20 protein-coding genes and 8 tRNA genes (1 of these 28 running past the window's edge) are annotated in these 25,878 nt (G+C 41.2%); 22 read left to right on the top strand and 6 right to left on the bottom strand.

The genetic code is table 11. From position 1 onward, the window contains the following. The 13 genes from LG375_RS06690 to LG375_RS06630 form a co-directional block, all read left to right on the top strand. Positions 1 to 21: transfer RNA gene (locus tag LG375_RS06690), tRNA-Met, on the top strand (it extends 53 nt beyond the left edge of the window). Between the two features lie 3 nt (positions 22 to 24). Further along, positions 25 to 97 (top strand) — tRNA-Phe (locus tag LG375_RS06685). 14 nt (positions 98 to 111) lie between these two features. Next, positions 112 to 192 (top strand) — tRNA-Tyr (locus LG375_RS06680). A gap of 5 nt (positions 193 to 197) precedes the next feature. Next, a tRNA-Trp gene (locus LG375_RS06675) sits at positions 198 to 268 on the top strand. Positions 269 to 279: 11 nt separating this feature from the next. After that, positions 280 to 352, top strand: a tRNA-His gene (locus LG375_RS06670). Positions 353 to 360: 8 nt separating this feature from the next. Then, positions 361 to 432: transfer RNA gene (locus LG375_RS06665), tRNA-Gln, on the top strand. A 9-nt stretch (positions 433 to 441) separates the two neighbouring features. Next, a tRNA-Leu gene (locus tag LG375_RS06660) sits at positions 442 to 525 on the top strand. Between the two features lie 51 nt (positions 526 to 576). Beyond that, entirely contained in the window at positions 577 to 4,971 is a 4,395-nt protein-coding gene (locus tag LG375_RS06655) for a PolC-type DNA polymerase III (protein WP_155198532.1), read from the top strand. 195 nt (positions 4,972 to 5,166) lie between these two features. Further along, a complete protein-coding gene (tnpA, locus tag LG375_RS06650; protein ID WP_013990678.1) occupies positions 5,167 to 5,640 on the top strand; it encodes an IS200/IS605 family transposase in 474 nt (157 codons plus the stop codon). A gap of 241 nt (positions 5,641 to 5,881) precedes the next feature. Then, a complete protein-coding gene (locus tag LG375_RS06645) occupies positions 5,882 to 7,123 on the top strand; it encodes an aminopeptidase (RefSeq protein WP_060973198.1) in 1,242 nt (413 codons plus the stop codon). Positions 7,124 to 7,142: 19 nt separating this feature from the next. After that, entirely contained in the window at positions 7,143 to 7,373 is a 231-nt protein-coding gene (locus tag LG375_RS06640; protein ID WP_002889604.1) for a GlsB/YeaQ/YmgE family stress response membrane protein, read from the top strand. 131 nt (positions 7,374 to 7,504) lie between these two features. After that, a complete protein-coding gene (locus LG375_RS06635) occupies positions 7,505 to 7,933 on the top strand; it encodes a MarR family winged helix-turn-helix transcriptional regulator (protein WP_002886332.1) in 429 nt (142 codons plus the stop codon). Positions 7,934 to 8,020: 87 nt separating this feature from the next. Further along, positions 8,021 to 8,566 (top strand): NADPH-dependent FMN reductase, encoded by a 546-nt coding sequence (locus LG375_RS06630; RefSeq protein WP_225745535.1) that lies wholly within the window; start codon positions 8,021 to 8,023, stop codon positions 8,564 to 8,566. Between the two features lie 87 nt (positions 8,567 to 8,653). Here LG375_RS06630 and LG375_RS06625 read toward each other — a convergent pair. The 3 genes from LG375_RS06625 to ahpC form a co-directional block, all read right to left on the bottom strand. After that, a tRNA-Cys gene (locus LG375_RS06625) sits at positions 8,654 to 8,724 on the bottom strand. 175 nt (positions 8,725 to 8,899) lie between these two features. Next, positions 8,900 to 10,432, bottom strand: coding sequence for an alkyl hydroperoxide reductase subunit F (gene ahpF, locus LG375_RS06620; protein ID WP_225745534.1), 1,533 nt, complete (start codon positions 10,430 to 10,432; stop codon positions 8,900 to 8,902). Positions 10,433 to 10,448: 16 nt separating this feature from the next. Next, entirely contained in the window at positions 10,449 to 11,009 is a 561-nt protein-coding gene (gene ahpC, locus LG375_RS06615; protein ID WP_037599758.1) for an alkyl hydroperoxide reductase subunit C, read from the bottom strand. Positions 11,010 to 11,280: 271 nt separating this feature from the next. On the opposite strand from ahpC, the gene rpsB reads away from it, so the two are divergent. Then, positions 11,281 to 12,048 carry a 30S ribosomal protein S2 gene (gene rpsB, locus LG375_RS06610; RefSeq protein WP_002886342.1) on the top strand — a complete coding sequence of 256 codons (768 nt, stop codon included), beginning with the start codon at positions 11,281 to 11,283 and terminating at the stop codon, positions 12,046 to 12,048. 110 nt (positions 12,049 to 12,158) lie between these two features. Beyond that, positions 12,159 to 13,199, top strand: a complete 1,041-nt coding sequence (gene tsf / locus LG375_RS06605; RefSeq protein WP_002886343.1) for a translation elongation factor Ts — start codon at positions 12,159 to 12,161, stop codon at positions 13,197 to 13,199. A gap of 106 nt (positions 13,200 to 13,305) precedes the next feature. On the opposite strand, the gene LG375_RS06600 is transcribed toward tsf, so the two are convergent. Then, entirely contained in the window at positions 13,306 to 13,776 is a 471-nt protein-coding gene (locus LG375_RS06600) for a COG2426 family protein (protein WP_002889614.1), read from the bottom strand. 298 nt (positions 13,777 to 14,074) lie between these two features. On the opposite strand from LG375_RS06600, the gene LG375_RS06595 reads away from it, so the two are divergent. Both LG375_RS06595 and LG375_RS06590 read left to right on the top strand, forming a co-directional pair. Further along, complete coding sequence (locus tag LG375_RS06595) at positions 14,075 to 14,530, top strand: CtsR family transcriptional regulator (protein ID WP_002889615.1); 456 nt, start codon at positions 14,075 to 14,077, stop codon at positions 14,528 to 14,530. After that, positions 14,531 to 16,981: an ATP-dependent Clp protease ATP-binding subunit gene (locus LG375_RS06590; RefSeq protein WP_225745533.1), complete on the top strand. Its 2,451-nt coding sequence runs from the start codon at positions 14,531 to 14,533 to the stop codon at positions 16,979 to 16,981. Between the two features lie 129 nt (positions 16,982 to 17,110). Here the strand turns inward: LG375_RS06590 and pbp3 (LG375_RS06585) are convergent, their stop codons facing one another. Next, positions 17,111 to 18,367 carry a D-alanyl-D-alanine carboxypeptidase PBP3 gene (gene pbp3, locus LG375_RS06585; RefSeq protein WP_225745532.1) on the bottom strand — a complete coding sequence of 419 codons (1,257 nt, stop codon included), beginning with the start codon at positions 18,365 to 18,367 and terminating at the stop codon, positions 17,111 to 17,113. Positions 18,368 to 18,511: 144 nt separating this feature from the next. After that, positions 18,512 to 19,759: a D-alanyl-D-alanine carboxypeptidase PBP3 gene (pbp3, locus tag LG375_RS06580; RefSeq protein WP_014633786.1), complete on the bottom strand. Its 1,248-nt coding sequence runs from the start codon at positions 19,757 to 19,759 to the stop codon at positions 18,512 to 18,514. Between the two features lie 209 nt (positions 19,760 to 19,968). Here pbp3 (LG375_RS06580) and pnp point away from each other — a divergent pair, with 209 nt between their 5' ends. From pnp to LG375_RS06555, 5 genes are all read left to right on the top strand, one after another. Continuing rightward, entirely contained in the window at positions 19,969 to 22,206 is a 2,238-nt protein-coding gene (gene pnp, locus LG375_RS06575; RefSeq protein WP_225745531.1) for a polyribonucleotide nucleotidyltransferase, read from the top strand. Further along, complete coding sequence (locus LG375_RS06570; RefSeq protein WP_002889625.1) at positions 22,203 to 22,973, top strand: SseB family protein; 771 nt, start codon at positions 22,203 to 22,205, stop codon at positions 22,971 to 22,973. The genes pnp and LG375_RS06570 overlap by 4 nt, the downstream gene beginning before the upstream one ends. Positions 22,974 to 23,057: 84 nt before the next feature. Then, a complete protein-coding gene (cysE, locus tag LG375_RS06565; RefSeq protein WP_002886354.1) occupies positions 23,058 to 23,678 on the top strand; it encodes a serine O-acetyltransferase in 621 nt (206 codons plus the stop codon). A gap of 376 nt (positions 23,679 to 24,054) precedes the next feature. Further along, positions 24,055 to 25,398, top strand: a complete 1,344-nt coding sequence (cysS, locus tag LG375_RS06560; RefSeq protein ID WP_014633787.1) for a cysteine--tRNA ligase — start codon at positions 24,055 to 24,057, stop codon at positions 25,396 to 25,398. Then, entirely contained in the window at positions 25,391 to 25,792 is a 402-nt protein-coding gene (locus LG375_RS06555) for a Mini-ribonuclease 3 (protein WP_048790652.1), read from the top strand. Before cysS ends, LG375_RS06555 begins: the two co-directional genes overlap by 8 nt. Positions 25,793 to 25,878: the final 86 nt, after the last annotated feature.

Here is a 25,878-nt window from a genome sequence, read left to right as displayed (position 1 = left end):
GTTCAAATCCTGCTCCCGCAATATGGCTCGGTAGCTCAGTTGGTAGAGCAATGGATTGAAGCTCCATGTGTCGGCGGTTCGATTCCGTCTCGCGCCATTTGTTTATATTTTGGAAGGGTAGCGAAGAGGCTAAACGCGGCGGACTGTAAATCCGCTCCTTCGGGTTCGGGGGTTCGAATCCCTCCCCTTCCATAGTTACGGGCATAGTTTAAAGGTAGAACTAAGGTCTCCAAAACCTTCAGTGTGGGTTCAATTCCTACTGCCCGTGTTAGTAAAGTGGCGAATGTGGTGAAGTGGTTAACACATCAGATTGTGGCTCTGACATTCGGGGGTTCGATTCCCCTCATTCGCCTATATTTTTGGGGTATAGCCAAGCGGTAAGGCAAGGGACTTTGACTCCCTCATGCGTTGGTTCGAATCCAGCTACCCCAGTTATACTTTGCCGGCGTGGCGGAATTGGCAGACGCGCTGGACTCAAAATCCAGTGTCCGCAAGGACGTGCCGGTTCGACCCCGGCCGCCGGTATAAGTTACACTCCTTTAGGAGTGTTTTTTTGTCTATAGGAGTTTATTTTTTATGTCTGATAAATTTCAGCTTCTCTTAAAACAAATTCGTTTTCCTGAGGAACACGATGCTTTTAAAGAAATTAAAGATGGTTCTATCGAAACAGTAAAACTATTTAAATCAAAACGGCAGTGGTTTTTTGTTTTTTCTTTTCCTAGTGTTCTTTCTTATGAGTCTTTTGTGCTTTTTGATAGTTTACTTCATTCTTCCTTCGATTCTTTAGGTGCCAAAGCTTCTTTTGAGATTCGTTTATTTTCTACTTCTTGCGATGATTCTTTACTTGAAGATTATTTTTCATATGCCTTAGATAGTTTAAAAGTTTCTCACTTTTCTATTTATTCTTTATTCTCAAATCTAAAGGTTGAAATTTCAAATAATAGTATTTGTGTTAAGGCTCCAGCGCATATTATTAAAGAAAACTTACAGGATAGATTTATTTCTTTGATTTCTAAATCTCTTTCTCAAGTTGGTTTATCTGACGTATCAATTTCTGTTCTTGAAGATAAGGAAGCGTCATCTTCTATAGAAGAGGCTTATGAAACAAACAAGGTTTCTTTACAAGAACAAGCTGAATCTCAGGCAAGACAGGCTCTTCAATCTATTCTTGAGAGTGCTCCAGCACCGAAACCTGTGAATGAACTGGCCCAAAATTTTGCTGAGAAACAAAGTCAACGGCAGGCTAGTTTTGATAAGGCTGAAATAACGCCAATGGTTGATATTAATTCTGAAGAGAATCGTGTTGTTTTTGAAGGATATATTTTTGATGTAGAGCAACGTGAAACTAAGACGGGTCGAATTATTATTAATTTCAAGGTAACTGATTATACCTCTAGTTTTGCAATGCAGCGCTGGGTCAAAGATAGTGATGAGCTTGCTAAGTTCGATATGATAAAAAAGGGGAACTGGGTAAGAGTTCGCGGTCGTATTGAGAATAATCCTTTCACTCATAGTCTGACAATGAATGTACAAGATATCAAAGAGATTTCGTACACACCTCGCAAGGATTTGATGCCTGAGGGACAAAAGCGTGTGGAATTTCATGCACATACTAACATGTCGACTATGGATGCCATGCCAACTGTGGAAGAGCTTATTGATACTGCTGCTTCTTGGGGGCATCCAGCTGTTGCTATAACTGATCACGCTAATGTTCAGAGTTTTCCTCATGGCTACCATAGGGCTAAGAAAGCTGGTATTAAAGCTATTTTTGGTCTTGAAGCCAATCTTGTTGAGGATAAAGTTCCTATTGTTTATAATTCCCAGAATTTGGAATTAAAAGAAGCTACTTATGTTGTATTTGACGTTGAGACAACAGGCTTGTCTGCTGTCCATAATGATTTGATTCAGATTGCGGCATCAAAAATGCATAAAGGTAATATTATTGAGCAATTTGATGAATTCATAGATCCAGGACATCCTCTTTCTGCATTTACTACTGAGTTGACCGGTATTACTGATAATCATGTTAAAGGTGCTAAACCTTTAGTCCAAGTTTTACAGGAGTTTCAAGAATTCTGTCAAGGAACTGTGCTAGTAGCCCATAATGCGACCTTTGACGTTGGTTTTATGAATGCCAATTATGAAAGACATCAGTTACCAACAATTTCACAACCAGTTATTGATACTTTAGAATTTGCACGAAATCTTTATCCTGAGTATAAGCGTCATGGTTTGGGTCCTTTGACGAAGCGGTTTGGTGTGGCTTTGGATCACCACCACATGGCCAATTATGATGCGGAAGCAACGGGCCGTTTGTTGTTTATCTTCATAAAAGATGTGTTTGATAAGCACGGTTTGACTAATTTGGAACAGTTGAACACGGATTTGGTTTCTGAAGATTCGTATAAAAAGTCTCGTGTTAAACATGCGACACTGTATGTTCAGAATCAAACTGGCTTGAAGAATATCTTTAAGTTGGTAAGTTTATCAAATGTCTCATACTTTGAGGGGGTAGCACGTATTCCTCGTACGGTCTTAGATGAGTATCGTGAGGGAATCATTGTAGGTTCTGCTTGTGCTGATGGTGAGGTTTTTGATACGCTTCTGTCTCATGGTATTGACAAGGCAGTTGAAGTTGCTAAATATTATGACTTTATTGAAGTTATGCCACCAGCGATTTATGCACCATTGATTGCGAAGGACTTAATTAAGGATGAGGTGGCTACAGAACAACTGATTCGAGATCTGATTGAAGTTGCTAATCGTCTGGACAAGCCTGTGCTTGCTACAGGAAATGTACATTATATCAATCCTGAGGATGCGATTTATCGTGAAATCATTGTTCGTGCTTTGGGACAAGGAGCAATGATTAATAGGCCAATCGGTAAGGGAGAAAATGCGAAACCTGCTCCTTTACCTGAAGCGCATTTTAGAACAACGAATGAGATGCTAGATGACTTTGCCTTTTTAGGAAAAGACTTAGCCTATGAAATTGTTGTAACTAATACGCAGGCTATGGCAGATCAAATTGAAGAGGTTGAGGTTGTCAAAAAAGACTTGTACACACCTTTCATTGATCGTGCGGAAGAACAGGTTGCAGAGATGACATATGCTAGAGCGTTTGAGCTCTATGGTAATCCTTTGCCTGATATTATTGACCTGCGAATTGAGAAAGAGTTGTCCTCAATTCTTGGTAATGGTTTTGCCGTAATTTACCTGGCTTCGCAGATGTTGGTTAACCGTTCAAATGAACGTGGGTACCTAGTTGGTTCGCGTGGATCTGTCGGTTCTAGTTTTGTTGCGACGATGATTGGAATTACTGAGGTTAATCCGATGCCGCCACACTATTTATGTCCTAAATGTCAACACTCAGAGTTCATTACAGATGGTTCTTATGGATCTGGCTTCGATTTGCCTGATAAGGAGTGTTCGGAATGTGGAACGGAGTATAAAAAAGATGGTCAGGATATTCCTTTCGAGACTTTCCTAGGTTTTGATGGGGATAAGGTTCCGGATATCGATTTGAACTTTTCCGGTGATGATCAACCATCAGCCCACTTGGATGTTCGTGATATTTTTGGAGAGCAATATGCTTTTCGTGCTGGAACAGTAGGTACTGTTGCAGATCGGACGGCTTATGGTTTTGTCAAAGGTTACGAACGTGACTACAATAAGTTTTACCGAGATGCCGAGGTCGACCGTTTAGCCATGGGGGCTGCTGGTGTTAAGCGAAACACAGGTCAGCACCCGGGTGGTATCGTTGTTATTCCAAATTATATGGATGTCTATGATTTCACGCCTGTTCAATATCCGGCTGATGATGTAACGGCTGCCTGGCAGACGACTCACTTTAATTTCCACGATATCGATGAGAACGTGTTGAAGCTTGATATTCTGGGACATGATGATCCGACTATGATTCGTAAGTTGCAGGATTTATCGGGAATTGATCCCAAAGATATTCGAGCAGATGACCCAGATGTGATGAAACTTTTTTCAGGGACTGAAATTTTGGGGGTTACACCTGAACAGATTGGGACACCAACGGGAATGTTGGGAATCCCTGAGTTTGGGACTAACTTTGTTCGTGGTATGGTCGACGAGACGCATCCGACGACTTTTGCGGAACTCTTACAGTTATCTGGTTTGTCCCATGGTACAGACGTTTGGTTGGGTAATGCACAAGATTTGATCAAGGAAGGTATTGCCACTCTGAAAACCGTTATCGGTTGTCGTGACGATATCATGGTATACCTAATGCATGCGGGATTAGATCCTAAGATGGCCTTCACCATTATGGAACGTGTGCGTAAGGGAATGTGGTTGAAAATTTCTGAAGAAGAGCGAAATGGCTATATTCAAGCCATGCGTGAAAATAATGTTCCAGACTGGTATATTGAATCTTGTGGTAAAATCAAATACATGTTCCCTAAAGCCCATGCGGCAGCCTACGTTATGATGGCCCTGCGTGTAGCTTATTTCAAAGTGCACCATCCTATTTATTACTATTGTGCCTACTTTTCAATTCGAGCTAAAGCATTCGAGCTTAAAACGATGTCTTCGGGTCTTGATGCTGTTAAAGCTCGAATGGAAGATATTAAGGAGAAGCGCCAACGAAATGAAGCGACTAATGTTGAAAATGACTTATTTACGACGCTTGAGATTGTCAATGAAATGTTAGAACGTGGCTTTACCTTTGGCCAGTTAGATCTTTATAAGAGTCAGGCGACTGAATTCCTGATTGAAGGAGATACCTTGATTCCACCGTTTATTGCACTTGAAGGTTTGGGTGAGAACGTTGCTAAGCAAGTGGTTGCTGCGCGTGAAGAAGGGGAGTTCCTTTCCAAAACAGAATTGCGTAAACGAGGAGGTTTATCATCAACCTTGGTTGAAAAATTGGATGAAATGGGAATCCTAGGAAATATGCCAGAAGATAATCAATTAAGTCTTTTTGATGATTTCTTTTAATAGCTAAAGAGAATAGTCATCAATTTTGAGAGAATGGAGTCAGTCTCCGTTCTCTTTTTGTTGTCTTACGAAAACCACTAGCTGTGCTAGTGGTTCCGAAAAGCTTTTAGCGATGTATCAAAAAAAGTCCCCCTAAAGTGTTATATTAGATAAGGTTTCCCGACCACTAACTAATATACTAAAGGAGGACCCCTGATGAGACAGGATAATAATAGTTTAGCACATACTACATGGAATTGTAAGTATCATATTGTTTTCGCCCCAAAATATAGACGTCAGATAATCTATGGGAAATACAAAGCAAGTATTGGTCAAATCTTACGATTATTATGTGAAAGAAAAGGTGTTGAAATTCATGAAGCAGAAGCTTGCCCAGATCATATTCACATGTTAGTGAGTATACCACCGAAACTAAGTATTTCTTCATTTATGGGATATTTAAAGGGCAAAAGTAGCTTAATGATATTTGATCGACACGCAAATTTAAAGTATAAATATGGGAATCGCAAATTTTGGTGTCGAGGCTTTTATGTTGATACGGTTGGGCGAAATCAGAAGCGAATTGAAGAATATATTCGTAATCAATTACAAGAAGACGTGGTAGCAGATCAGCTTAGTCTGTTTGAGGAGTATGATCCGTTTACAGGTGAGAAGAATAAAAGAAAGTAATCTTAAAGAGACCCGCTAGACGGGTCAGCTAGCAAAGGTGGTGCTGAAGGGAAACCATTCGGTAGGCCTTTAGGCCTCGGCCGGTAGCAGAGGCTTTCAGCCGAAGAGCAAGCCACCCGTTCTCACGGGTGGTTTTGACTTAGGGGTCTGCATGTGATGCTAAAAAGCCAAAGCTGAGAAGAAACCTTTTTCTTCGTCTTATGGTATACTGATAGAAAATTATAGTTTCAAGGAGTTAATCATGGTTTTACCAAATTTTAAAGAAAATCTTGAGAAATATGCTAAATTACTGGTTGCTAATGGGATTAATGTGCAACCTGGTCACACAGTGGCCTTGAGCATTGATGTAGAACAAGCAGAGCTAGCTCACCTCTTAGTAAAAGAAGCCTATGCTTTAGGAGCAGCTGAGGTAATCGTTCAATGGTCAGATGATATTATTAATCGCGAGCGCTTCTTGCATGCTGATATGGACCGCATCGAAGAGGTTCCTGCCTATAAAAAAGCTGAGATGGAATATTTGTTGGCCAAAAAGGCAAGTCGCTTAGGTGTTCGTTCATCAGATCCAGGTGCCCTTAATGGTGTAGCTCCTGAACGTTTATCTGCCCATGCTAAAGCTACTGGAGTGGCCTTTAAACCTATGCAGGTGGCAACTCAGTCTAATAAGGTTAGTTGGACTGTAGCTGCTGCAGCTGGTAAGGAATGGGCTAAGAAGGTCTTTCCCGATGCTTCAAGTGATGAGGAAGCTGTAGATTTACTTTGGGACCAAATTTTCAAGACCTGTCGTGTTTATGAAGAGGATCCTGTACGTGCTTGGAAGGAACATGCTGAACGTTTGGATGCTAAAGCACGCCTACTCAATGAGGCACAATTCTCAGCCTTGCATTACCAAGCACCTGGAACAGATTTGACTCTAGGATTGCCTAAAAATCACGTTTGGGAGTCTGCAGGTGCCATCAATGCGCAAGGTGAAGGCTTCCTTCCTAATATGCCAACAGAAGAAGTCTTTACGGCACCAGATTTTCGTCGTGCAGATGGCTATGTCTCAAGTACAAAGCCTCTAAGTTACAATGGCAATATTATTGAGGGAATCAAGGTAACCTTCAAAGACGGTGAAATTGTAGATATCACAGCGGACCAGGGCGATGAGGTGATGAAGAATCTCGTCTTCAACAATAATGGGGCGCGTGCTCTAGGTGAATGTGCTCTGGTACCAGATCCAAGTCCTATTTCACAGTCAGGCATCACCTTCTTTAACACTCTTTTTGATGAGAATGCATCCAACCACCTAGCTATTGGAGCAGCCTATGCTACCAGTGTTGAGGGAGGTGCAGACATGACAGAAGAGGAGCTTAAGGAAGCTGGTCTTAATCGTTCTGATGTACACGTAGATTTTATGATTGGTTCAAATCAAATGGATATTGATGGTATCCGCCAAGATGGTAGTCGTGTACCAATCTTCCGAAATGGGGATTGGGTAATCTAAGTATGATGGAGAATTTATCATGATTGGAAGTATGATAGTTGGTTTTCTAATTGGCCTTATTGCTTCTGCTATATCAAATAGGGGTGAACGTATGGGCTGTATTGGCAAGACTTTTGTTGGATGGCTAGGTGCTTTTGTTGGTCAGCTTCTTTTTGGAAATTGGGGACCGATGTTAGCAGATACTGCTATAGTCCCTTCGGTACTAGGTGCTGTTATCTTATTAGCCCTTTTTTGGAATCGTAATAGTTAGAAATGAAAGAGTTCTGAGGTATTGGTTAGATATCTAAGGACTCTTTTTTCTTATTTTTTCATTTTCATATACCACTTTTAGAAAAACTGTGGTAGAGTAATAAAAACAGCATCTATTTGGAAAGGACTAGAATGAGCGACTTAGATAAAAATATGGCTGTAAAAAGTATGGTAGTTATGCGTAAGGCTTTTCGTACCATCGATGCCAAGGTTTCTGAGACCTTTAAAGAATTTAATTTGACACCAACTCAATTTGGAGTCATGGACGTGCTAAATGCCAAAGGACGTATGAAGATTGGCGAATTAATTGATCGCATGCTTGCTACCTCCGGTAATATGACTGTCGTCATTAAAAATATGGAGAAAAAAGGCTGGCTGACGCGAGAAGCCTGCCAAACAGATAAGCGTGCTTTCGAGGTTGATTTGACGGATGAGGGACGTCGTATTATTCAAGCAGCAATCCCCCCACATCAGCGAGCTATTGAGGAGACTTTTTCCGTTCTGACACCTGAAGAGCAGGCACAGTTGGTAGAGCTACTGAAAAAATTTAAGAATGTCTGAGCATATTTCTTTATATTTCTAATGAAATCGCATATATTACTATGTAGTATTAATTATTAATTGTTAGAAATACAAAGGAAATGTATCATGAAAAACATTCTATTTATCGTTGGGTCTCTTCGTAAGGGATCATTTAACCACCAATTAGCAGAAGAAGCTGAGAAAATGCTAGCTGATAAAGCTAATGTTTCTTATCTTGACTATAGTCAAGCACCTGTTTTTAATCAGGATTTAGAAAGTCCGGTTCTTCCTGTTTTGGTAGAAGTTCGAGAGCAGGTCTTGGCAGCAGATGCAATCTGGATTTTCTCACCGGTTTATAATTTCTCAATTCCTGGGCCAGTAAAAAATCTGCTTGACTGGTTGAGCCGGGCCCTTGACCTATCAGATCCTTCAGGACCATCAGCTCTTCAGGATAAGATTGTAACCGTGTCATCAGTTGCTAATGGTGGTCACAATCAACTTTTTGATGTCTACAAAGAGTTGTTACCATTTATCCGTACCCATGTGGTTGGTGATTTTACAGCGACACGTGTAAATGATACAGCCTGGGTGGATGGAAAATTCGTAGCAACTGAAGAAGTTCTTGAAAGCCTTCAGAATCAAGCAGAGGCTTTGGTTGAAGCCATTAAATAAGAATAACGAATACCCGAGGTTTCTAGCTTCGGGTATTTTTATATGCAACAATGAAAAAAGACACCCTAAGGTGTCCTCGTATTATGAAGGCGGTAGACGGATTTGAACCGACGATCAAGCTTTTGCAGAGCCGTGCCTTACCACTTGGCTATACCGCCATAACAGATACCATTCTATCGAAAAAACAAAGATTCGTCAAGTCTCTTTCATCAAATTGGCTGGTTGATTGTTCAAACTGCCTATTTACAAGAAATATAAAGAGGCTGAAAGACATTCAACCTCTTTATATTTCTTGTAATTGTTGTAGATAGATTACTAACACGTATGTTTTGATTATTGTCTAATCAAGTAATCAAAGGCTCCGATAGCAGCTGTAGCACCAGATCCCATGGAAATAATGATTTGTTTGTAGGCGCTGTCAGTACAGTCACCTGCGGCAAAAATACCAGGGATATTTGTTGAACCAAATTTATCAACGATAATTTCTTGGCGTTCATTGAGTTCAATACCACTGTCTTTGAGCCAAGCAGTACTTGGTACAAGACCAATTTGGACAAAGACACCTTCAAGATCAAGATGTTTTTCTTCGTTTGTATCACGCTCAACGTAACTCAAACCAGTCACATGATCTTGACCAAGAATTTCTTTGGTTGCAACGTTCTTAAGAATGGTTAGATTATCAGTTTTAGCAGCTCGTTCTTGTAAGACTTGATCTGCCTTTAATTCAGGCAAGAACTCTAAGACTGTAACGTGTTTAGTAATACCCGCTAAATCCAAAGCAGCTTCCAAACCTGAGTTACCACCACCGATAACAGCAACATCTTTTCCTTCAAATAGAGGACCATCGCAGTGTGGACAGTAAGTAACCCCTTTATTGCGGAATTCTTCCTCGCCAGGAACGTTGATATTACGCCATTTGGCTCCTAGTGCTAGGATAGCAGTTTTAGCCTGTAGAACGGCACCGTTAGCTAGTGTGACTTCAATAAGTTCTTTCTTCTCAATGCCAGTAGCTAATTGACTTTTGATGATATCAACATTGTAAGATTTTGTATGCTCTTCAACTTGGGCCATTAACTTAGGACCTTCTGTATATAGCGTACCAATCATGTTCTCAATACCAACTGTCTCGATAACTTGTCCACCAAAGGTTTCTGCTAAAAGCCCAGTTTTAAGCCCTTTACGAGCAGCGTAAATTGCAGCACTGTTTCCAGCAGGACCACCACCAATAACCAAGACATCATAGACCCCTTTATCAGCGAAAGCCTCAGCATCAAGTGGGCCGTCCAATTTTTCTACAAGCTGTTCAATGGTTGCACGACCAGAAGTAAATTCTTCTTGGTCTTTGTAAACCGTAGGAACAGACATGATACCTTTGGCTTTGACCTCATCTTGATACATACCACCTTCAATCATGGTGTGGGTGATGTTGGGGTTTAAAACAGCCATTATATTAAAGGCTTGAACAACGTCTGGACAATTGTGACAGGTTAGTGAAACATAAGTTTCTAAATCGATGGTTTTATCAATCTTCTTGATACGTTCGATAATATCCTCATCAACTTTAGGTGGACGACCAGAAACTTGCAAGAGAGCTAAAATGAAAGATGTGAATTCGTGGCCCATTGGTAAGCCTGAGAAAATAACACAACTTTTTTGCCCTTTTTGTGCAATACCAAAACTAGGTTGACGTTTTAAATGTGTTGATTCAAGACTAATGCGGTCAGACATAGCAACAATCTCGTCTAGAAATTCTTTTACTTTACGAGAATTATCATCATCCCCTAAATCTGTTTGTAATACAATATCAGATTCTAGTAAATTTAAATACTGCGCTAATTGTGTCTTGATTTCTTTATCTAAGACCATGGATACCCCCTGGTTGTTAAATTTTACCTACAAGATCTAAGCTAGGAGTAAGTGTTTCAGCTCCTTCTTTCCATTTAGCTGGACAAACTTCACCTGGATGTTGACGAATATATTGAGCAGCACGGACTTTATCAACAAGAGTACTTGCATCGCGTCCAATACCATCAGCGTTAATTTCCATCATTTGGATAACACCATCTGGATCAATAATGAATGTACCACGTTGTGCGAGACCATCTTGTCCAAGAACATCAAAACCTTGTGAGATGTGGTGTGAAGGATCCCCAATCATAGGATAAGTAATAGTTCCAACAACATCTGAGTCATCATGCCAAGCTTTGTGAACAAAGTGAGTATCGGTAGAGACAGAGTAAACCTCTACACCAAGAGATTTAAGAGCTTCATATTGTTCTTGAAGGTCACCGAGTTCAGTTGGGCAGACAAATGAAAAATCTGCAGGATAGAAGCAGAAGACCGCCCATTTACCTTTAACATCTTCATCTGTAACAGTAATGAATTCCCCGTTGTGATAAGCCTGTGCTGAAAATTCAATAATTTCTTTTCCGACTAATGACAAAATAATGTCCTCCTCTATTTTTGATAGCCTAATTATAAACAAAATACTCATCAACCTCAAAGAAAACGATTGCAATTTTAATGAGAGGGGATTTTTCTAATGGTCAGACTGGTTTTAGAGCTTGTCAAATGTCACTTTTTTTGATAAACTATTATAGTTGCGTAAAGTGACAAATACTCATTCTAAGCCGATTGTGGTCTTGTTGCCGCAGGGTGGGACTGCAAGTCTAAAGCTTAGAAGAGGAAAAAACAATTTTTAAGGAGAAATACTCATGGCAGTAATTTCAATGAAACAACTTCTTGAGGCTGGTGTTCACTTCGGTCACCAAACTCGTCGCTGGAATCCTAAGATGGCTAAGTACATCTTCACAGAACGTAACGGAATCCACGTTATCGACTTGCAACAAACTGTAAAAATGGCTGATACAGCTTACGAATTCGTTCGTGAAGCAGCAGCTAACGATGCAGTAATCTTGTTCGTTGGTACTAAAAAACAAGCAGCTGAAGCAGTAGCTGAAGAAGCAACTCGTGCTGGTCAATACTACATCAACCACCGTTGGTTGGGTGGTACTCTTACAAACTGGGATACTATCCAAAAACGTATCGCTCGTTTGAAAGAAATCAAACAAATGGAAGCTGATGGAACTTTCGAAGTTCTTCCTAAGAAAGAAGTTGCACTTCTTAACAAACAACGTGCACGTCTTGAAAAATTCTTGGGTGGTATCGAAGATATGCCTCGCATTCCAGATGTAATCTACATCGTTGACCCACACAAAGAACAAATCGCTGTTAAAGAAGCTAAAAAACTTGGTATCCCAGTTGTAGCGATGGTTGATACAAACGCTGATCCAGATGAGATCGATGTAATCATCCCAGCTAACGATGACGCTATCCGTGCCGTTAAATTGATCACTTCAAAAATGGCTGATGCTATCATCGAAGGTAACCAAGGTGAAGATGCTTCTGCAGATTTCCAAGAAGCAGCTGCAGCTGATTCAATCGAAGAAATCGTTGAAGTTGTCGAAGGTGACAACAACTAATCTTTAAGATTGGTTAGGGCTATATGCCCACTTAAGATACGACAAACACCTAAGGGGCGGGGCTCAGCCCTGCCCCTTAGTTTGATAAAATAAATTTGGAGAAAAACAAAATGGCAGAAATTACAGCTAAACTTGTTAAAGAATTGCGTGAAAAATCTGGTGCTGGTGTCATGGACGCTAAAAAAGCATTGGTTGAAGTTGAAGGTGATATCGAAAAAGCGATTGAATTGCTTCGCGAAAAAGGTATGGCTAAAGCAGCTAAGAAAGCTGACCGTGTTGCAGCTGAAGGTTTGACTGGTGTTTACGTTAACGGTAACGTTGCAGCAGTTGTTGAAGTTAACGCTGAAACTGACTTCGTTGCGAAAAACGCTCAATTCGTTGAGTTGGTAAACGAAACAGCTAAAGTAATTGCTGAAGGTAAACCAGCTAACAATGAAGAAGCACTTGCATTGACTATGCCTTCAGGTGAAACTCTTGAAGCTGCATACGTAACTGCTACAGCTACTATCGGTGAAAAGATTTCATTCCGTCGTTTTGCAGTTGTTGAGAAAACTGATGCACAACACTTCGGAGCTTACCAACATAACGGTGGACGTATCGGTGTTGTTTCAGTTATCGAAGGTGGAGATGATGCTCTTGCAAAACAAATCTCAATGCACATCGCAGCGATGAAACCAACTGTTCTTTCATACACTGAATTGGATGAACAATTTGTTAAAGATGAATTGGCACAACTTAACCACGCTATCGATCAAGATAACGAAAGCCGTGCAATGGTTAACAAACCAGCTCTTCCACACCTTAAATATGGTTCTAAAGCTCAATTGACTGATGCTGTTCTTGCTCAAGCTGAAGAAGATATCAAAGCTGAGTTGGCTGCTGAAGGTAAACCAGAAAAAATCTGGGATAAAATCATCCCAGGTAAAATGGACCGCTTCTTGCTTGACAACACTAAAGTTGACCAAGCTTACACTCTTCTTGCTCAAGTTTACATCATGGACGACAGCAAAACAGTTGAAGCTTACCTTGAATCAGTAAACGCTTCAGTAGTAGAATTCGTTCGCTTTGAAGTTGGTGAAGGTATCGAAAAAGCATCTAACGACTTTGAATCAGAAGTTGCAGCTACAATGGCAGCAGCACTTAACAACTAATTCTAGTTGCTAGATAAAAAGAAAGAAGTTACGTAAATGAATCGTAACTTCTTTTTTGTTGTTATAAAAAAAACATCTGAGCATGCCCCAGACGTTAACAAAGTAATTAATGAGCGAAGGTATTTACACCAAGTAGAAGAGAGAGTGTTCCCATGATGATACCTGCAAGGATAACCCCCAGCATAACGGCAATAACACTACGTTTAAAGTCCCAATCTAGGATAGATGCTGCTAGGGTACCAGTCCAGGCTCCTGTTCCTGGAAGTGGAATTCCCACAAAAAGGAGGAGGGCCCAGAAGACCCCCTTATCTCCGGCAGCTTTTTCAAGTTTTTGCCCACCACTGTGACCTTTTTTAAGACACCAGGTAAAGAAGCCACCAATTAGAGGTTTGTCTGCCCCCCATTCGAGAACACGGCGGGCGAAGAAGAAGATAATTGGAACTGGAATCATGTTCCCAATAACACAAAGAATAAGGGCTTGCCACCAAGGGATACCTGAGGCGATAGCAACAGGAACGGCTCCACGGAGCTCAACCAAGGGAATCATAGAGATTAAGAATGCAATGATGTATTTCATGAGTAACCTTTCATAGAGAAATAAAATAAAGACTAAAAGTCACAAGAGCTTTATCAAGAGTGATAAGACTAATACTACTGCGAAAGTGCTAAAAAGTACTTGTTGGATTAGGTGAGGCTCAGCCTGTCAAAGTGGATCAAACACTTAAAGTTACCTAATATTTTAGTCTTATTTATTGTATCTTATATGGTCTCTAATGACAACTTTAAAAAGCTTTTTGAAGGTATAGTTTCCCATGTGCTGACATTTTTGGTATAATAATAGTCAGTTATAGTCAAATTAGACTGGAGGAATTAAGATGGCAAGAAATACATCAGATAGTATAGAAGAATATATTAAAGAATTGCTGGGCCAGTCTGGAATTGCTGAGATTCAACGCTCGAACTTAGCAGATACTTTTCAAGTTGTACCGAGTCAGATTAATTATGTTATTAAGACCCGCTTTACAGAAAGTCGTGGTTATATTGTTGAGAGTAAGCGTGGAGGTGGCGGTTATATTCGTATCGTCAAAGTCAGATTCTCTGATAAGCACCACATGATTAATGATTTGCTTCAGAACTTAGCGGATCAGCTCAGCGAGCAGGTATTTACAGACTTGATCCAGTTGCTTTTTGATGAAAAAATCATCACAGAACGTGAGGGAAATTTGATTTTAGCAACTGCTAGTGATGATATTTTAGGCGCAGATGCGGCTGCTATTCGTTCGCGTATTCTACGCTCGCTATTACTTAGATTGGATAGAAAAGGAAATTAGATGACGACATATTCAAGAAAAATGCAGGCCATTTTCCATCGTGCACAGCTTGAGGCAGAGCGTTTTGGAAGTCCTTTTCTGGAGACTTGGCATGTGCTTCTGGCTATGGTTGAGGTTCCAGGATCTGTAGCCTACCTAACATTTACTGATTTTGAGGACCGTATTCGTGCGGAAGAGATTGAGACAGCCGCTGTACTAGCGATGGAGAAAAGTCCAAAAGACTTGTCTGAATCAGATATTATCGATTTACGTGCACAGTCACATGCTTTAGAGGCTATGTTGCAAGAGGCAGAGGGAATTGCTGGTGTGACTGGTGCTGTAGAGGTAGGGTCTGAACATGTATTGATGGCCTTTCTCCTTCATAAGGATTTGATGGTTTGTCGTCTCCTTGAAGTTGCTGGTTTTCAATATAAGGATGACAGTGATAAGCCTCGCATTATCGATTTACGACGTTCTTTGGAGCGTTACGCAGGTCTTAGTAAGCAAGACTTGAAGGCCATTCATGACCTTCGTAAGCCTAAAAAATCAAAGGCATCAGGAAATTTTGCTAATATGATGCAGCCTCCCCAATCTTCTACTGGGGAACTGTCAGATTATACCAAGGACTTAACGGCTGTAGCCGAGTCAGGTGCTCTTGATCCTGTTATTGGACGTGAGAAAGAAATTTCACGCATGATTCAGGTTTTGAGTCGTAAAACGAAGAATAACCCAGTTCTTGTTGGTGAAGCAGGTGTTGGTAAGACGGCACTGGCGCTTGGCTTGGCACAGCGTATTGCTTCAGGCGAAGTACCTTTTGAGCTGGCTGATATGCGTATCTTAGAGCTTGATATGATGAGTGTGGTTGCAGGAACACGTTTCCGTGGTGATTTCGAAGAACGTATGAATCAAATCATCGATGAGATTGAAGCTGATGGAAAAATCATTCTCTTTATTGACGAACTGCATACGATTATTGGTTCTGGTTCAGGTATTGATAGTACCTTAGATGCGGCAAATATTTTGAAACCTGCTCTAGCACGTGGAACCCTTCATATGGTTGGAGCAACTACTCAAGCTGAGTACCAGAAGCATATTGAAAAAGATGCAGCTCTTTCTCGCCGTTTTGCTAAGATTACAATTGAGGAGCCAAGTGTACCTGAGGCGATTGATATTCTAAAAGGTCTACGTTCGTCTTATGAAGACTATCATCGTGTAACGATTACTGATGAGGCAGTTGAGACAGCGGTCAAGGCGGCCCACCGTTATTTGACGAGTAAAAACTTGCCTGACTCTGCCATTGACCTTTTAGATGAAGCGAGTGCAACTGTTCAAGGTCGTATTAAAAAAGAAGCCAAACGTGAGATAACGCCTTTGGATGAAGCACTTCTATCTGGTGATATGAAGGCTGCTGTTAAACAATATAAGGCTAACCAAAAAGCAAAATTACCAAAACCTGCCTTGGTAGATGCGAATCAGATTATGCAAACCCTTAGTCGTCTATCAGGTATTCCTGTTGAGAAGATGACTCAGGCAGATAGCAAGCGTTATTTGAATCTGGAAGCAGAGCTTCACAAACGTGTTATTGGTCAAGACGAAGCAGTTTCAGCGATTAGTCGTGCTATTCGTCGTAATCAATCAGGTATTCGTACTGGAAAACGTCCGATTGGTTCCTTCATGTTCCTTGGGCCTACTGGTGTTGGTAAGACAGAATTGGCCAAGGCATTGGCGGAAGTTCTCTTTGATGATGAGTCAGCTTTGCTTCGCTTTGATATGTCAGAATACATGGAAAAATTTGCGGCTAGCCGACTTAACGGTGCTCCTCCAGGTTATGTTGGATATGATGAGGGCGGTGAGTTAACAGAAAAAGTTCGTAATAAGCCTTACTCAGTTCTTCTCTTTGACGAGGTGGAAAAGGCTCACCCAGATATTTTCAATATTCTCTTACAGGTTTTGGATGACGGTGTCTTGACGGATAGTCGAGGTCGTAAAGTTGACTTCTCAAATACCATTATCATTATGACTTCGAACTTGGGAGCGACTGCTCTTCGTGATGATAAGACCGTTGGTTTTGGAGTCCAAGACATTTCTCATAATCACCAAGCTATGCAGTCACGTATCATGGAAGAGCTTAAGAAGGCCTACCGACCAGAGTTTATCAACCGTATTGATGAAAAGGTTGTCTTCCATAGTTTAGAGGAAGAGCAGCTTCGTGAGATTGTCAAGATTATGGTAAAACCGTTGGTATCAGCTTTGGCTGAAAAAGGGATTGACTTGAAGTTCCAACCAGCTGCCCTCAAACATTTAGCTAAAGATGGCTATGATGTTGAGATGGGTGCTCGTCCATTACGTCGTACGATTCAAACTCAAGTGGAGGACAAGTTATCTGAGCTCTTACTAGGTGGCCAAGTAGTTAGTGGACAAACTCTTAAAATCGGCTGCTCGAAAGATAAATTAACCTTTACAGTAGTGTAAAAATCAAACAAAAAGACAGATTACAGGTGTAGTTTGTCTTTTTGTTGTGTCAATAGGAGTCAAGATAGAGTCAATCTTTCTGTAAAGTTGGGGTAAAAGAAAAAGCCGAGCAAAGCTCGACTGTAATGATTAGAGTTTTTCATTGACAAAGTTGACAAAGTGATTCCACCAGACCTTGAGGAAGAAGCTTTTCTTAACTTCTTTACCAGCAACCAGTTCCATGCTAGGCATACCTTGGTTAGGCAAGTAACCTTCTCCTACAAGTGATTTATCTTCAAAGGTAGCCGTTCCAACCTTGTCACTTGAGTTGACAGGGGCTTGAACTTGATTGGTAGTGACTTTAATATGTTTACTATTGTTAGCATCTATTTTTTGGATGATATTAAAGTCAGACTTAGCAACAGCAGTGACTTGCTTAGATTTACCATCAATAACATGGGCTTGACTTTTACCGATGGCTTGTCCTTTTTTGGCAATGGTCTTGCTTTCCCAATGATAGACAACGTAGTTAAGTAGGTCATTTGTTGCAGTGAAACGGGCGTAGTCATCAGTATCTGTATTATCAGCATTCATAATGACTGTGATAATGCTCATGCCACTTTCATTTGAGTGGGCCACGAAGGAAGCACCAGCTAAATCAGTGGTTCCCGTTTTTAGGCCATCCACTCCTTTACGGTAACTAGGTTGTCCCTTAAGCATATAGTTGAAGGTTTTAAGTTTGTTGACACCATCAAAATCAGCTTCAGTTTTTTTAGTGATGTCGAGAATTTCAGGATATTCTTTCACCACGTGTTGTGCAATGATAGCAACATCTTTAGCACTCATGGTATTTTCTTCGTCTGATTTAGAGCCTGGATAGATATTGTCACCTAAGTAAGAATTATTGAGACCAGAGGCATTGACAATCTTGGCATCAGTGATACCCCAATCTTTAAGTTGGGCTTTCATCATGTCGACAAACTTACTTTCGGTTCCTCCGATTTCCTCGGCTAGAGCAATAGATGCACTGTTGGCACTGGAAATAAGAGTTGCGTCAAGAAGTTGTTTGACAGTGTATTTGCGGGCATCTAGTGGAATATTAGATACTCCTGCACTGACAGTTAGTTCAAAGGGGTAGTCAGAAATGTCAACTTTGCTGTTCCATTTGAGGTCTCCCTGATCTACCGCTTTATAAACCATATAGGCTGTTAGGAGCTTGGTAATAGAGCCAATCCCTGTAGAGGTGGTTGCATCTTTTTCATATAAAATTTTGCCAGTATTAGCTTCGACAGCGATGGCATGTTTGGCTGCGGCATCATATCCTTTTTTCTTATCTGCTGCAAAAGCAGGGGCTACGCTTCCCAGACAGAGTAAGAAGGTTATCATAAGCGTAATCAGTTTTTTCATGGTTTGTTCCTTCATGTGTTTTGGATATTTATTATACCACATTTTGAGAGGAACTTAAGGTGTTGAGAAGGGGCTTTTACTTACAGGACTAATTTTTAAGGCAAGATAAAACTACCTTTTGATAGCTAAAAGGTAGTTTTGTGTTTACTTGTTTCCTGTAAAGAAATTAACGATATGGTTCCACCAAACTTTTAAGAAGAAACTTTTCTTGATAGATTGGTTGGCTGTTACAGAAATTTGAGGTGGATCAGAGATGTAACCTGTTCCAACGAGATCCTTATCATCAAAGGTCGCTGTTCCAATAGTGTCACCTTTTTTGATAGGTGCTGTTATAGTTTTTGCTTTGATTTTAACAGTATCATTTTTGCTGTTTATTTTTTGAACGACTGTAAGGTCTGACTCGAGCTTAGCAGAGATGGTTTGACTGTCTCCATCGGCTACCTTAATATCATTTTTCTTGACGATTTGTCCTTTGGTGTTGAGGGTTTTGATTTCCCAGTTTTGAGTCACATAATCTAGCAACTCATTTGTGGCTGTGAATCTGGCAGCTTCATCTTCTCCACCATTATCTGCATTCATGACAACGGTAATCAAACTCATGCCATTTTCATTGGAGTGGGCCACAAAGGATGCTCCTGCAAGTTCAGTTGTTCCAGTCTTGAGTCCATCAACGCCTTCACGGTAGTTGTCTTGTCCCTCCAACATGTAGTTGTGCGTCGTTAATTTGTTGTCACCTTCGAAATCAGTTTCGGTTTGCTTGGTGATTTCAAGTACCTGAGGATAGTCTTTGATGAGGTGGTCTGCAATAATGGCAACATCTAGAGCACTCATAGTATTTTCGTCATCTGCTTTAGAGCCAGGATAGCGGTTATCCCCAAGGTATTTATTGTTTAGGCCAGAAGCGTTAAATAATTTAGCATCTGTAATGCCCCATTCTTTGAGTTGGGCTGTCATAGTGTCAACAAAGGCACTCTCTGATCCTGAGATTTTTTCAGCTAGAGCAATAGCGGCACTGTTAGCGCTGGAAATGAGGGTGGCATCTAGGAGCTGTTTAACAGTGTATTTTCGGGAATCTAGTGGGACATTTGAAACTTCTGAATCAACGGTTAAGTTGAAAGGATAGTCTGAGATATCGACTTCAGTGTCCCAGGTAATTTTTCCTTGGTCAACTGCTTTATAGACCATGTAGGCTGTTAGGATTTTAGTCATTGAAGCCACACCATCAGGAGTAGTGGCGTCCTTTTCATAGAGGACTTTCCCTGTAGTTGCTTCGATAGCAATCGCATGTTTAGCGGAAACATTGAAGTTATCTGTCTGTTCTTGTGCTAGAGCAGGTGTTACTAGGCCTAGTAAGATTAAGGCAATCATAATGATGTGTTGTAATTTTTTCATAGTCATTCCTTTGTCTCTCATAAGTGTTTATTATATCACAAAACGACTTAAATATCTGAGAGAAAGGGAGACTTGGGTGCTAACTTATGCCGGAGCTCTGCCATTTTTGACTATATTATGGTAAAATGAAAGTTATATCAAATGAATGACATAAAGTTGACCGGTTCGTTTTTGTAAGGGCTGGTCATGGATAAAAAGAGGGATCAAACATGGCTAAACAAACTTTTGAGATGACCTTTGCAGGACGCCCGCTTGTCGTTGAAGTTGGGCAGGTAGCTAAGCAGGCTAATGGTGCTGTCGTCGTGCGTTATGGAGATACAACGGTATTATCAACAGCTGTTATGTCTAAAAAGATGGCAACGGCAGATTTCTTTCCTTTACAGGTTAATTACGAGGAGAAAATGTATGCAGCTGGCAAGTTCCCGGGGGGCTTTAACAAGCGTGAGGGTCGTCCTTCAACAGATGCCACGTTGACTGCTCGTCTCATTGATCGTCCTATTCGTCCTATGTTTGCGGAGGGCTTTCGTAACGAAGTTCAGGTCATTAACACGGTTCTCTCTTATGATGAGAATGCTAGTGCTCCGATGGCGGCTATGTTTGGGAGTTCTTTAGCTCTTTCTATCTCTGATATTCCTTTCAATGGTCCAATTGCTGGGGTTCAAGTAGCCTATGCTGCAGAAGATGTCATCATCAATCCAAGTGCAGCGGATAAGGAAGTTTCACTTTTAGATTTGACAGTGGCAGGTACCAAGGAAGCTATCAATATGGTAGAGTCAGGTGCCCAGGAATTGTCTGAGGATATTATGTTGCAAGCACTCTTGAAGGGACATGAGGCAATTCAAGAGTTGGTTGATTTCCAAAATTATATCGTTGCAGCTGTTGGTAAGGAAAAGGCTGAGGTTGAACTTCTACAAGTTGATGCTGATTTGAAAGTCGAAATCGAAACGGCTTATTATGATCAGTTAGCTAAGGCTGTTCAGGTGGAAGAAAAACTGGCGCGTGAAGCAGCAACCCAGGCTGTAAAAGAAGAGGTCCTCGCTTCTTATCAAGAACGCTTTGCAGAAGATGAAGATAAGGAAACCATTCTGCGTGATGTAGCAGAAATCCTCGAGCAGATGGAACATGCTGAAGTGCGTCGTCTGATTACAGAAGACAAGGTTCGTCCAGATGGCCGTCGTGTGGATGAAATCCGTCCTTTGGACGCAGAGATTGACTTTCTTCCTAAGGTTCATGGTTCAGGTCTCTTTACACGTGGTCAAACTCAAGCCTTGTCAGTTTTGACTTTGGCACCTATGAGTGATACACAGCTTGTTGATGGTTTGGATCCAGAGTATAAGAAACGTTTCCTTCACCACTATAATTTCCCTCAGTATTCAGTGGGTGAGACAGGGCGTTACGGTGCACCAGGTCGACGTGAGATTGGTCACGGAGCCTTGGGTGAACGTGCCCTTGCTCAGGTTCTCCCAAGTGTCGAAGAGTTCCCTTATGCTATCCGTTTGGTAGCAGAAGTCTTGGAGTCAAATGGTTCTTCCTCACAAGCTTCTATTTGTGCAGGAACCTTGGCTCTTATGGCTGGTGGTGTACCGATTAAGGCACCTGTTGCAGGTATTGCCATGGGACTTATCTCAGATGGTACTAACTACACTGTCCTAACTGATATTCAAGGTTTGGAAGATCATTTTGGAGATATGGACTTTAAGGTAGCTGGTACACGTCAAGGAATTACAGCTCTTCAGATGGATATTAAGATTTCGGGTATTACACCGGCCATTCTCGAAGAGGCTTTGGCTCAAGCAAAGGTAGCTCGTTTTGAAATTCTTGATGTTATTGAGTCAGCAATCGCTGAGCCACGTCCAGAATTGGCACCAACAGCACCTAAGATTGATAGCATTCAGATTCCTGTTGACAAGATCAAGGTTGTCATCGGTAAAGGTGGCGAAACTATTGACAAGATTATCGCTGAGACTGGTGTCACAATTGATATTGATGAAGAAGGTCTTGTTCAGATTTTCTCTAGTGATCAGGATGCCATTAACCGTGCTAAAACCATCATCTCTAATCTTGTACGTGAAGCTAAGGTTGGTGAAGTTTACACTGTACCCGTTGTGCGTATTGAAAAGTTCGGTGCCTTTGTCCACCTTTTCAATAAGACAGATGCTCTCATCCATATCTCAGAACTAGCTTGGGAACGTACTGAGCATGTCGAAGATGTGGTTAAAGTTGGGGGTACGGTAACTGTTAAGATTATCAAAATCGATGAAAAAGGACGTATCGATGCCTCAATCAAGGCCTTGCTTCCTAAGCCTGAAAAACTTGAGGATGGGGAAAATGGAGGAGAGTATCGTCACCGCCGTCGTTCTCATCATAAACCACGCCACCATAATGAAAGTGGTGAAGCACCGAAAAATCCTGATAAATCAGAAACGAAAGAACAGGCAGAAGAATGACAGAAAATCAAGAATTGCAAGCTTTTGATGAAACTCTAAAAGAATTTTTAAAGGAACCAGACCACTTTTTGACTAGTCTGGCTTTGGTTAATCATCTACAACGTACTCCCGTCTTGGCTGCCCAAGACCTCTACGCAGTTGAAGTGGAAGGAAAGAAGGTTGTTCCTGTCTTCACCAACGAACAGGACCTACAATCTTTCAAATCTACTCAAGAGAGTGCTCGAGAGCAAACTTGGGTAGAACGTTCGAGCTTAGATGTTTTAACACAACTGGTTCAGGCAGAGCTTTTTGGTCTTGCTTTCAATTTAAAAGAGGATGGTGACTTCTCGAATACCACTCTTTTTGCAAGCAGTGAACTCATCCAGTTTATCAACTATTTCACTCAGACCCTTAATAATCTTTTGGGCGAGGAAAATCAAAAGGCAGATCCTAAAGATAAGATTTATCTTGTTCCAGCCTTCATTCATAAACGTGAGGAAGATGGCCAGGATGACCGTCTCTTTGCGACCATGTCGAATGCAGAGGGACAGAGTTATGTGCCTGTGTTTACGAACTTAACGAGCTTTGCAAAATGGTACGGGAACGAGACTTTTGGCCTACCTTTCCGTAAGGCTAAAGGGACGATTTTGCAATGGCCACTGTCAGAAATTTATCAGCCTTCAACAGGTGAAAATGAGTTGGATAAGGTTCAAGGTATTGTCATCAATCCGTTTGATGAGCAGCCTGAGTTAGTCGACTGGTCTTATTTTGAAGGGGATAGCGAGTAGACCTAGTGTTGGTAGCTTTCCACTTTAAAGAATAATAGGCCACAGCAAACAATAATAACAATAATGATGTAAGGAGTGACCTAAATGGGTTGGTGGAAAGAAAGTATTGATATAGTAAAGAAAAATGACCCGGCAGCTCGGACGAGTCTAGAGGTTCTTTTAACCTACCCTGGATTAAAAGCCTTGGCTGCCCATCGTATCTCACATTTTCTCTGGCGCCACCATTGTCGACTCTTAGCGCGTATGCATAGTCAGTTTTGGCGCTTTTGGACTCAGATTGAGATTCACCCAGGGGCTCAGATTGCTGAAGGTGTCTTTATTGACCATGGCTCTGGCCTTGTCATTGGTGAGACAGCTGTTGTGGAGAAGGGGGCTATGCTTTACCACGGTGTCACTTTAGGTGGTACTGGTAAAGATGTCGGAAAACGTCACCCAACCGTTCGTGAGGGTGCCTTGGTTTCAGCCCATGCTCAGGTCATAGGCCCTATTGAGATTGGAAAGAATGCTAAGGTGGGGGCGGCAGCCGTGGTTGTTGCGGATGTCCCAGAAGATGTTACAGTCGTTGGTGTTCCTGCTAAGGTTGTGCGTGTTCATGGTCAAAAGGATGAAGAAGTTATCCACGATATTGAAGAAGGCCGTGAATACTATAGTGAAAAGCTAGAAGACCTTCTAAAAGCAGCTAGCTTCCACTCATCACGTCTATAAGGAAAGGAAACGATGAAACTCTTTAGTTCAAAGGTGACTCGATTGACGGTTGTGGGTCCTCTTGCTCTTGTTTACATTGCTTTACATAGAGCAGACTATAGCATGGCCGCCTTATGGTTTTGCATTGCTCTTTTATGGGCCGGTCTGGTTTTTAAGCAACGACACAAGTGAGATTTGAGTAATGAAAAAATTCTTCAAGGACAATCCTTTTTTGGTCTTCTATATAGTTGGGAGTTTTCTTTCAGCTATGTCTCTCTTGGCTCAAGGTCAGCTAGTTGCGGCTATTTGGATTATCATTCTCGTTATACTCTTGTGTTTGTACCTAAACCATATCAAGGATAAAAAATAGTTTCCAGTTAATTGAAAGGAATCTCAAGTGATTAAAATTTATGATACGATGACGCGTTCGCTCCGTGATTTTGTACCTTTGACAGAAAATGTTGTCAATATGTATGTCTGCGGACCAACAGTTTACAATTATATTCATATCGGAAATGCCCGTTCAGCAGTAGCTTTTGATACTATTCGTCGTTATTTTGAGTATTGTGGCTATACAGTCAACTATATTTCCAACTTTACGGATGTAGATGATAAGATTATCAAGGCAGCTAATGAAGCTGGTATTTCAACTAAGGAATTGTCGGACAAGTTTATCGCGGCCTTTATGGAAGATACCGGACAACTTGGCATCAAACCAGCGACACAAAATCCTCGTGTTATTAACTATATGGATGAAATCATTGCATTCGTGTCGACCTTGGTTGACAAAGGATTTGCCTATGTCTCTGAAGGTGATGTTTACTTCCGAGTAGCTAAGTCAAACAACTATGCTAAATTGGCTAACAAGACCTTGGAAGATCTTGAAATTGGTGCAAGCGGACGTACGGATGCTGAAACAGAACGTAAGGAAAATCCTCTGGATTTTGCCCTTTGGAAAGCTGCCAAAGAGGGAGAAGTTTCTTGGGACAGCCCATGGGGACCTGGTCGTCCTGGTTGGCACATCGAATGTTCTGTAATGGCGACTGAAATCCTTGGAGATACTATCGATATTCATGGTGGAGGGGCAGACCTTGAGTTTCCACACCATACCAATGAAATTGCCCAATCAGAAGCCAAAACTGGCAAGACCTTTGCTAACTACTGGATGCATAATGGTTTTGTCAATGTGGATAATGAAAAAATGTCAAAATCCTTGGGTAACTTCGTGACCGTTCACGATATGCTTCAAACGGTTGATGGTCAAGTGCTTCGTTTCTTCCTAGCGACACAACAGTATCGTAAACCAATTAACTTTACAGAAAAAGCTATCCATGATGCTGAAGTTAATCTTAAGTATTTGAAAAATACCCACAGTCTTCCGTTGACAGAACAGGTGAATCAAGCTGAGTTGCAAACTTATCTTGACACCTTCCAAGAAGCTATGGATGATGACTTTAATACGGCAAACGGAGTGACTGTTCTGTTTGACATGGCCAAATGGATTAATTCAGGCAATTATGATCAAACCGTTAAGGATGCTTTTGAAAAAATGCTCCAAGTCTTCGGTATTGTTTTCGAAGAAGAAGTCCTTGATGAAGATATCGAAAAACTCATTGAAGAGCGTCAAGCGGCGCGTGCTAACAAGGACTTTGCGACTGCAGACCGCATTCGTGATGAGTTAGCTGCTCAAGGTATCAAACTTCTTGATACCAAGGAGGGCGTGAGGTGGACACGTGACTAAACATCTTGATGTCAACCTTCTTAACGGCATTGCTCTCGCCTTTGAGGGAGATGCTGTTTATTCCTTGTACATTCGCCGTCACCTGATTTTTCAAGGTCAGACCAAGCCAAATCAACTGCACCGTCTAGCTACACGCTATGTTTCAGCTAAGGCCCAGGCTAGTCTCATTGAAAAAATGCTAGAGCAAGAGCTTTTGACTGAAAAAGAGCTAGACATCTATAAAAGAGGGCGTAATGCGAATAGCCATACCAAGGCTAAAAATACAGATGTTATTACCTATAAAATGTCAACAGGCTTCGAAGCAGTCATGGGCTATCTTCATATGACAGAGGATATCGCTCGCTTAGAGGAACTGATTGCTTGGTGTATTGACGAAGTTGAAAAAGAAATCTAAAAATTCTGCCGAGAGCAGGATTTTTGTTATTGTCTTACGAAAACCACTAGCTGTGCTAGTGGTTCCGAAAAGCTTTTAGCGATGTA

The organism is Streptococcus sp. Marseille-Q3604 (assembly GCF_916619785.1).
Lineage (GTDB): Bacteria > Bacillota > Bacilli > Lactobacillales > Streptococcaceae > Streptococcus.
Note: the sequence above shows the minus strand (reverse complement) of the source record. Positions and strands in the feature narration are given on the sequence as shown.

Bases quoted from the DNA above. Each gene is read 5' to 3' on its own strand.
- rpsB (WP_002886342.1), top strand. From the start codon at position 11,281: ATGGCAGTAATTTCAATGAAACAACTTCTTGAGGCTGGTGTTCACTTC.
- LG375_RS06595 (WP_002889615.1), top strand. From the start codon at position 14,075: ATGGCAAGAAATACATCAGATAGTATAGAAGAATATATTAAAGAATTG.
- pnp (WP_225745531.1), top strand. From the start codon at position 19,969: ATGGCTAAACAAACTTTTGAGATGACCTTTGCAGGACGCCCGCTTGTC.
- pbp3 (WP_014633786.1), bottom strand. From the start codon at position 19,759: ATGAAAAAATTACAACACATCATTATGATTGCCTTAATCTTACTAGGC.
- LG375_RS06590 (WP_225745533.1), top strand. From the start codon at position 14,531: ATGACGACATATTCAAGAAAAATGCAGGCCATTTTCCATCGTGCACAG.
- LG375_RS06640 (WP_002889604.1), top strand. From the start codon at position 7,143: ATGATTGGAAGTATGATAGTTGGTTTTCTAATTGGCCTTATTGCTTCT.
- LG375_RS06570 (WP_002889625.1), top strand. From the start codon at position 22,203: ATGACAGAAAATCAAGAATTGCAAGCTTTTGATGAAACTCTAAAAGAA.
- LG375_RS06645 (WP_060973198.1), top strand. From the start codon at position 5,882: ATGGTTTTACCAAATTTTAAAGAAAATCTTGAGAAATATGCTAAATTA.
- LG375_RS06600 (WP_002889614.1), bottom strand. From the start codon at position 13,776: ATGAAATACATCATTGCATTCTTAATCTCTATGATTCCCTTGGTTGAG.
- pbp3 (WP_225745532.1), bottom strand. From the start codon at position 18,367: ATGAAAAAACTGATTACGCTTATGATAACCTTCTTACTCTGTCTGGGA.
- ahpF (WP_225745534.1), bottom strand. From the start codon at position 10,432: ATGGTCTTAGATAAAGAAATCAAGACACAATTAGCGCAGTATTTAAAT.
- LG375_RS06635 (WP_002886332.1), top strand. From the start codon at position 7,505: ATGAGCGACTTAGATAAAAATATGGCTGTAAAAAGTATGGTAGTTATG.
- tsf (WP_002886343.1), top strand. From the start codon at position 12,159: ATGGCAGAAATTACAGCTAAACTTGTTAAAGAATTGCGTGAAAAATCT.
- tnpA (WP_013990678.1), top strand. From the start codon at position 5,167: ATGAGACAGGATAATAATAGTTTAGCACATACTACATGGAATTGTAAG.
- LG375_RS06630 (WP_225745535.1), top strand. From the start codon at position 8,021: ATGAAAAACATTCTATTTATCGTTGGGTCTCTTCGTAAGGGATCATTT.
- LG375_RS06655 (WP_155198532.1), top strand. From the start codon at position 577: ATGTCTGATAAATTTCAGCTTCTCTTAAAACAAATTCGTTTTCCTGAG.
- cysE (WP_002886354.1), top strand. From the start codon at position 23,058: ATGGGTTGGTGGAAAGAAAGTATTGATATAGTAAAGAAAAATGACCCG.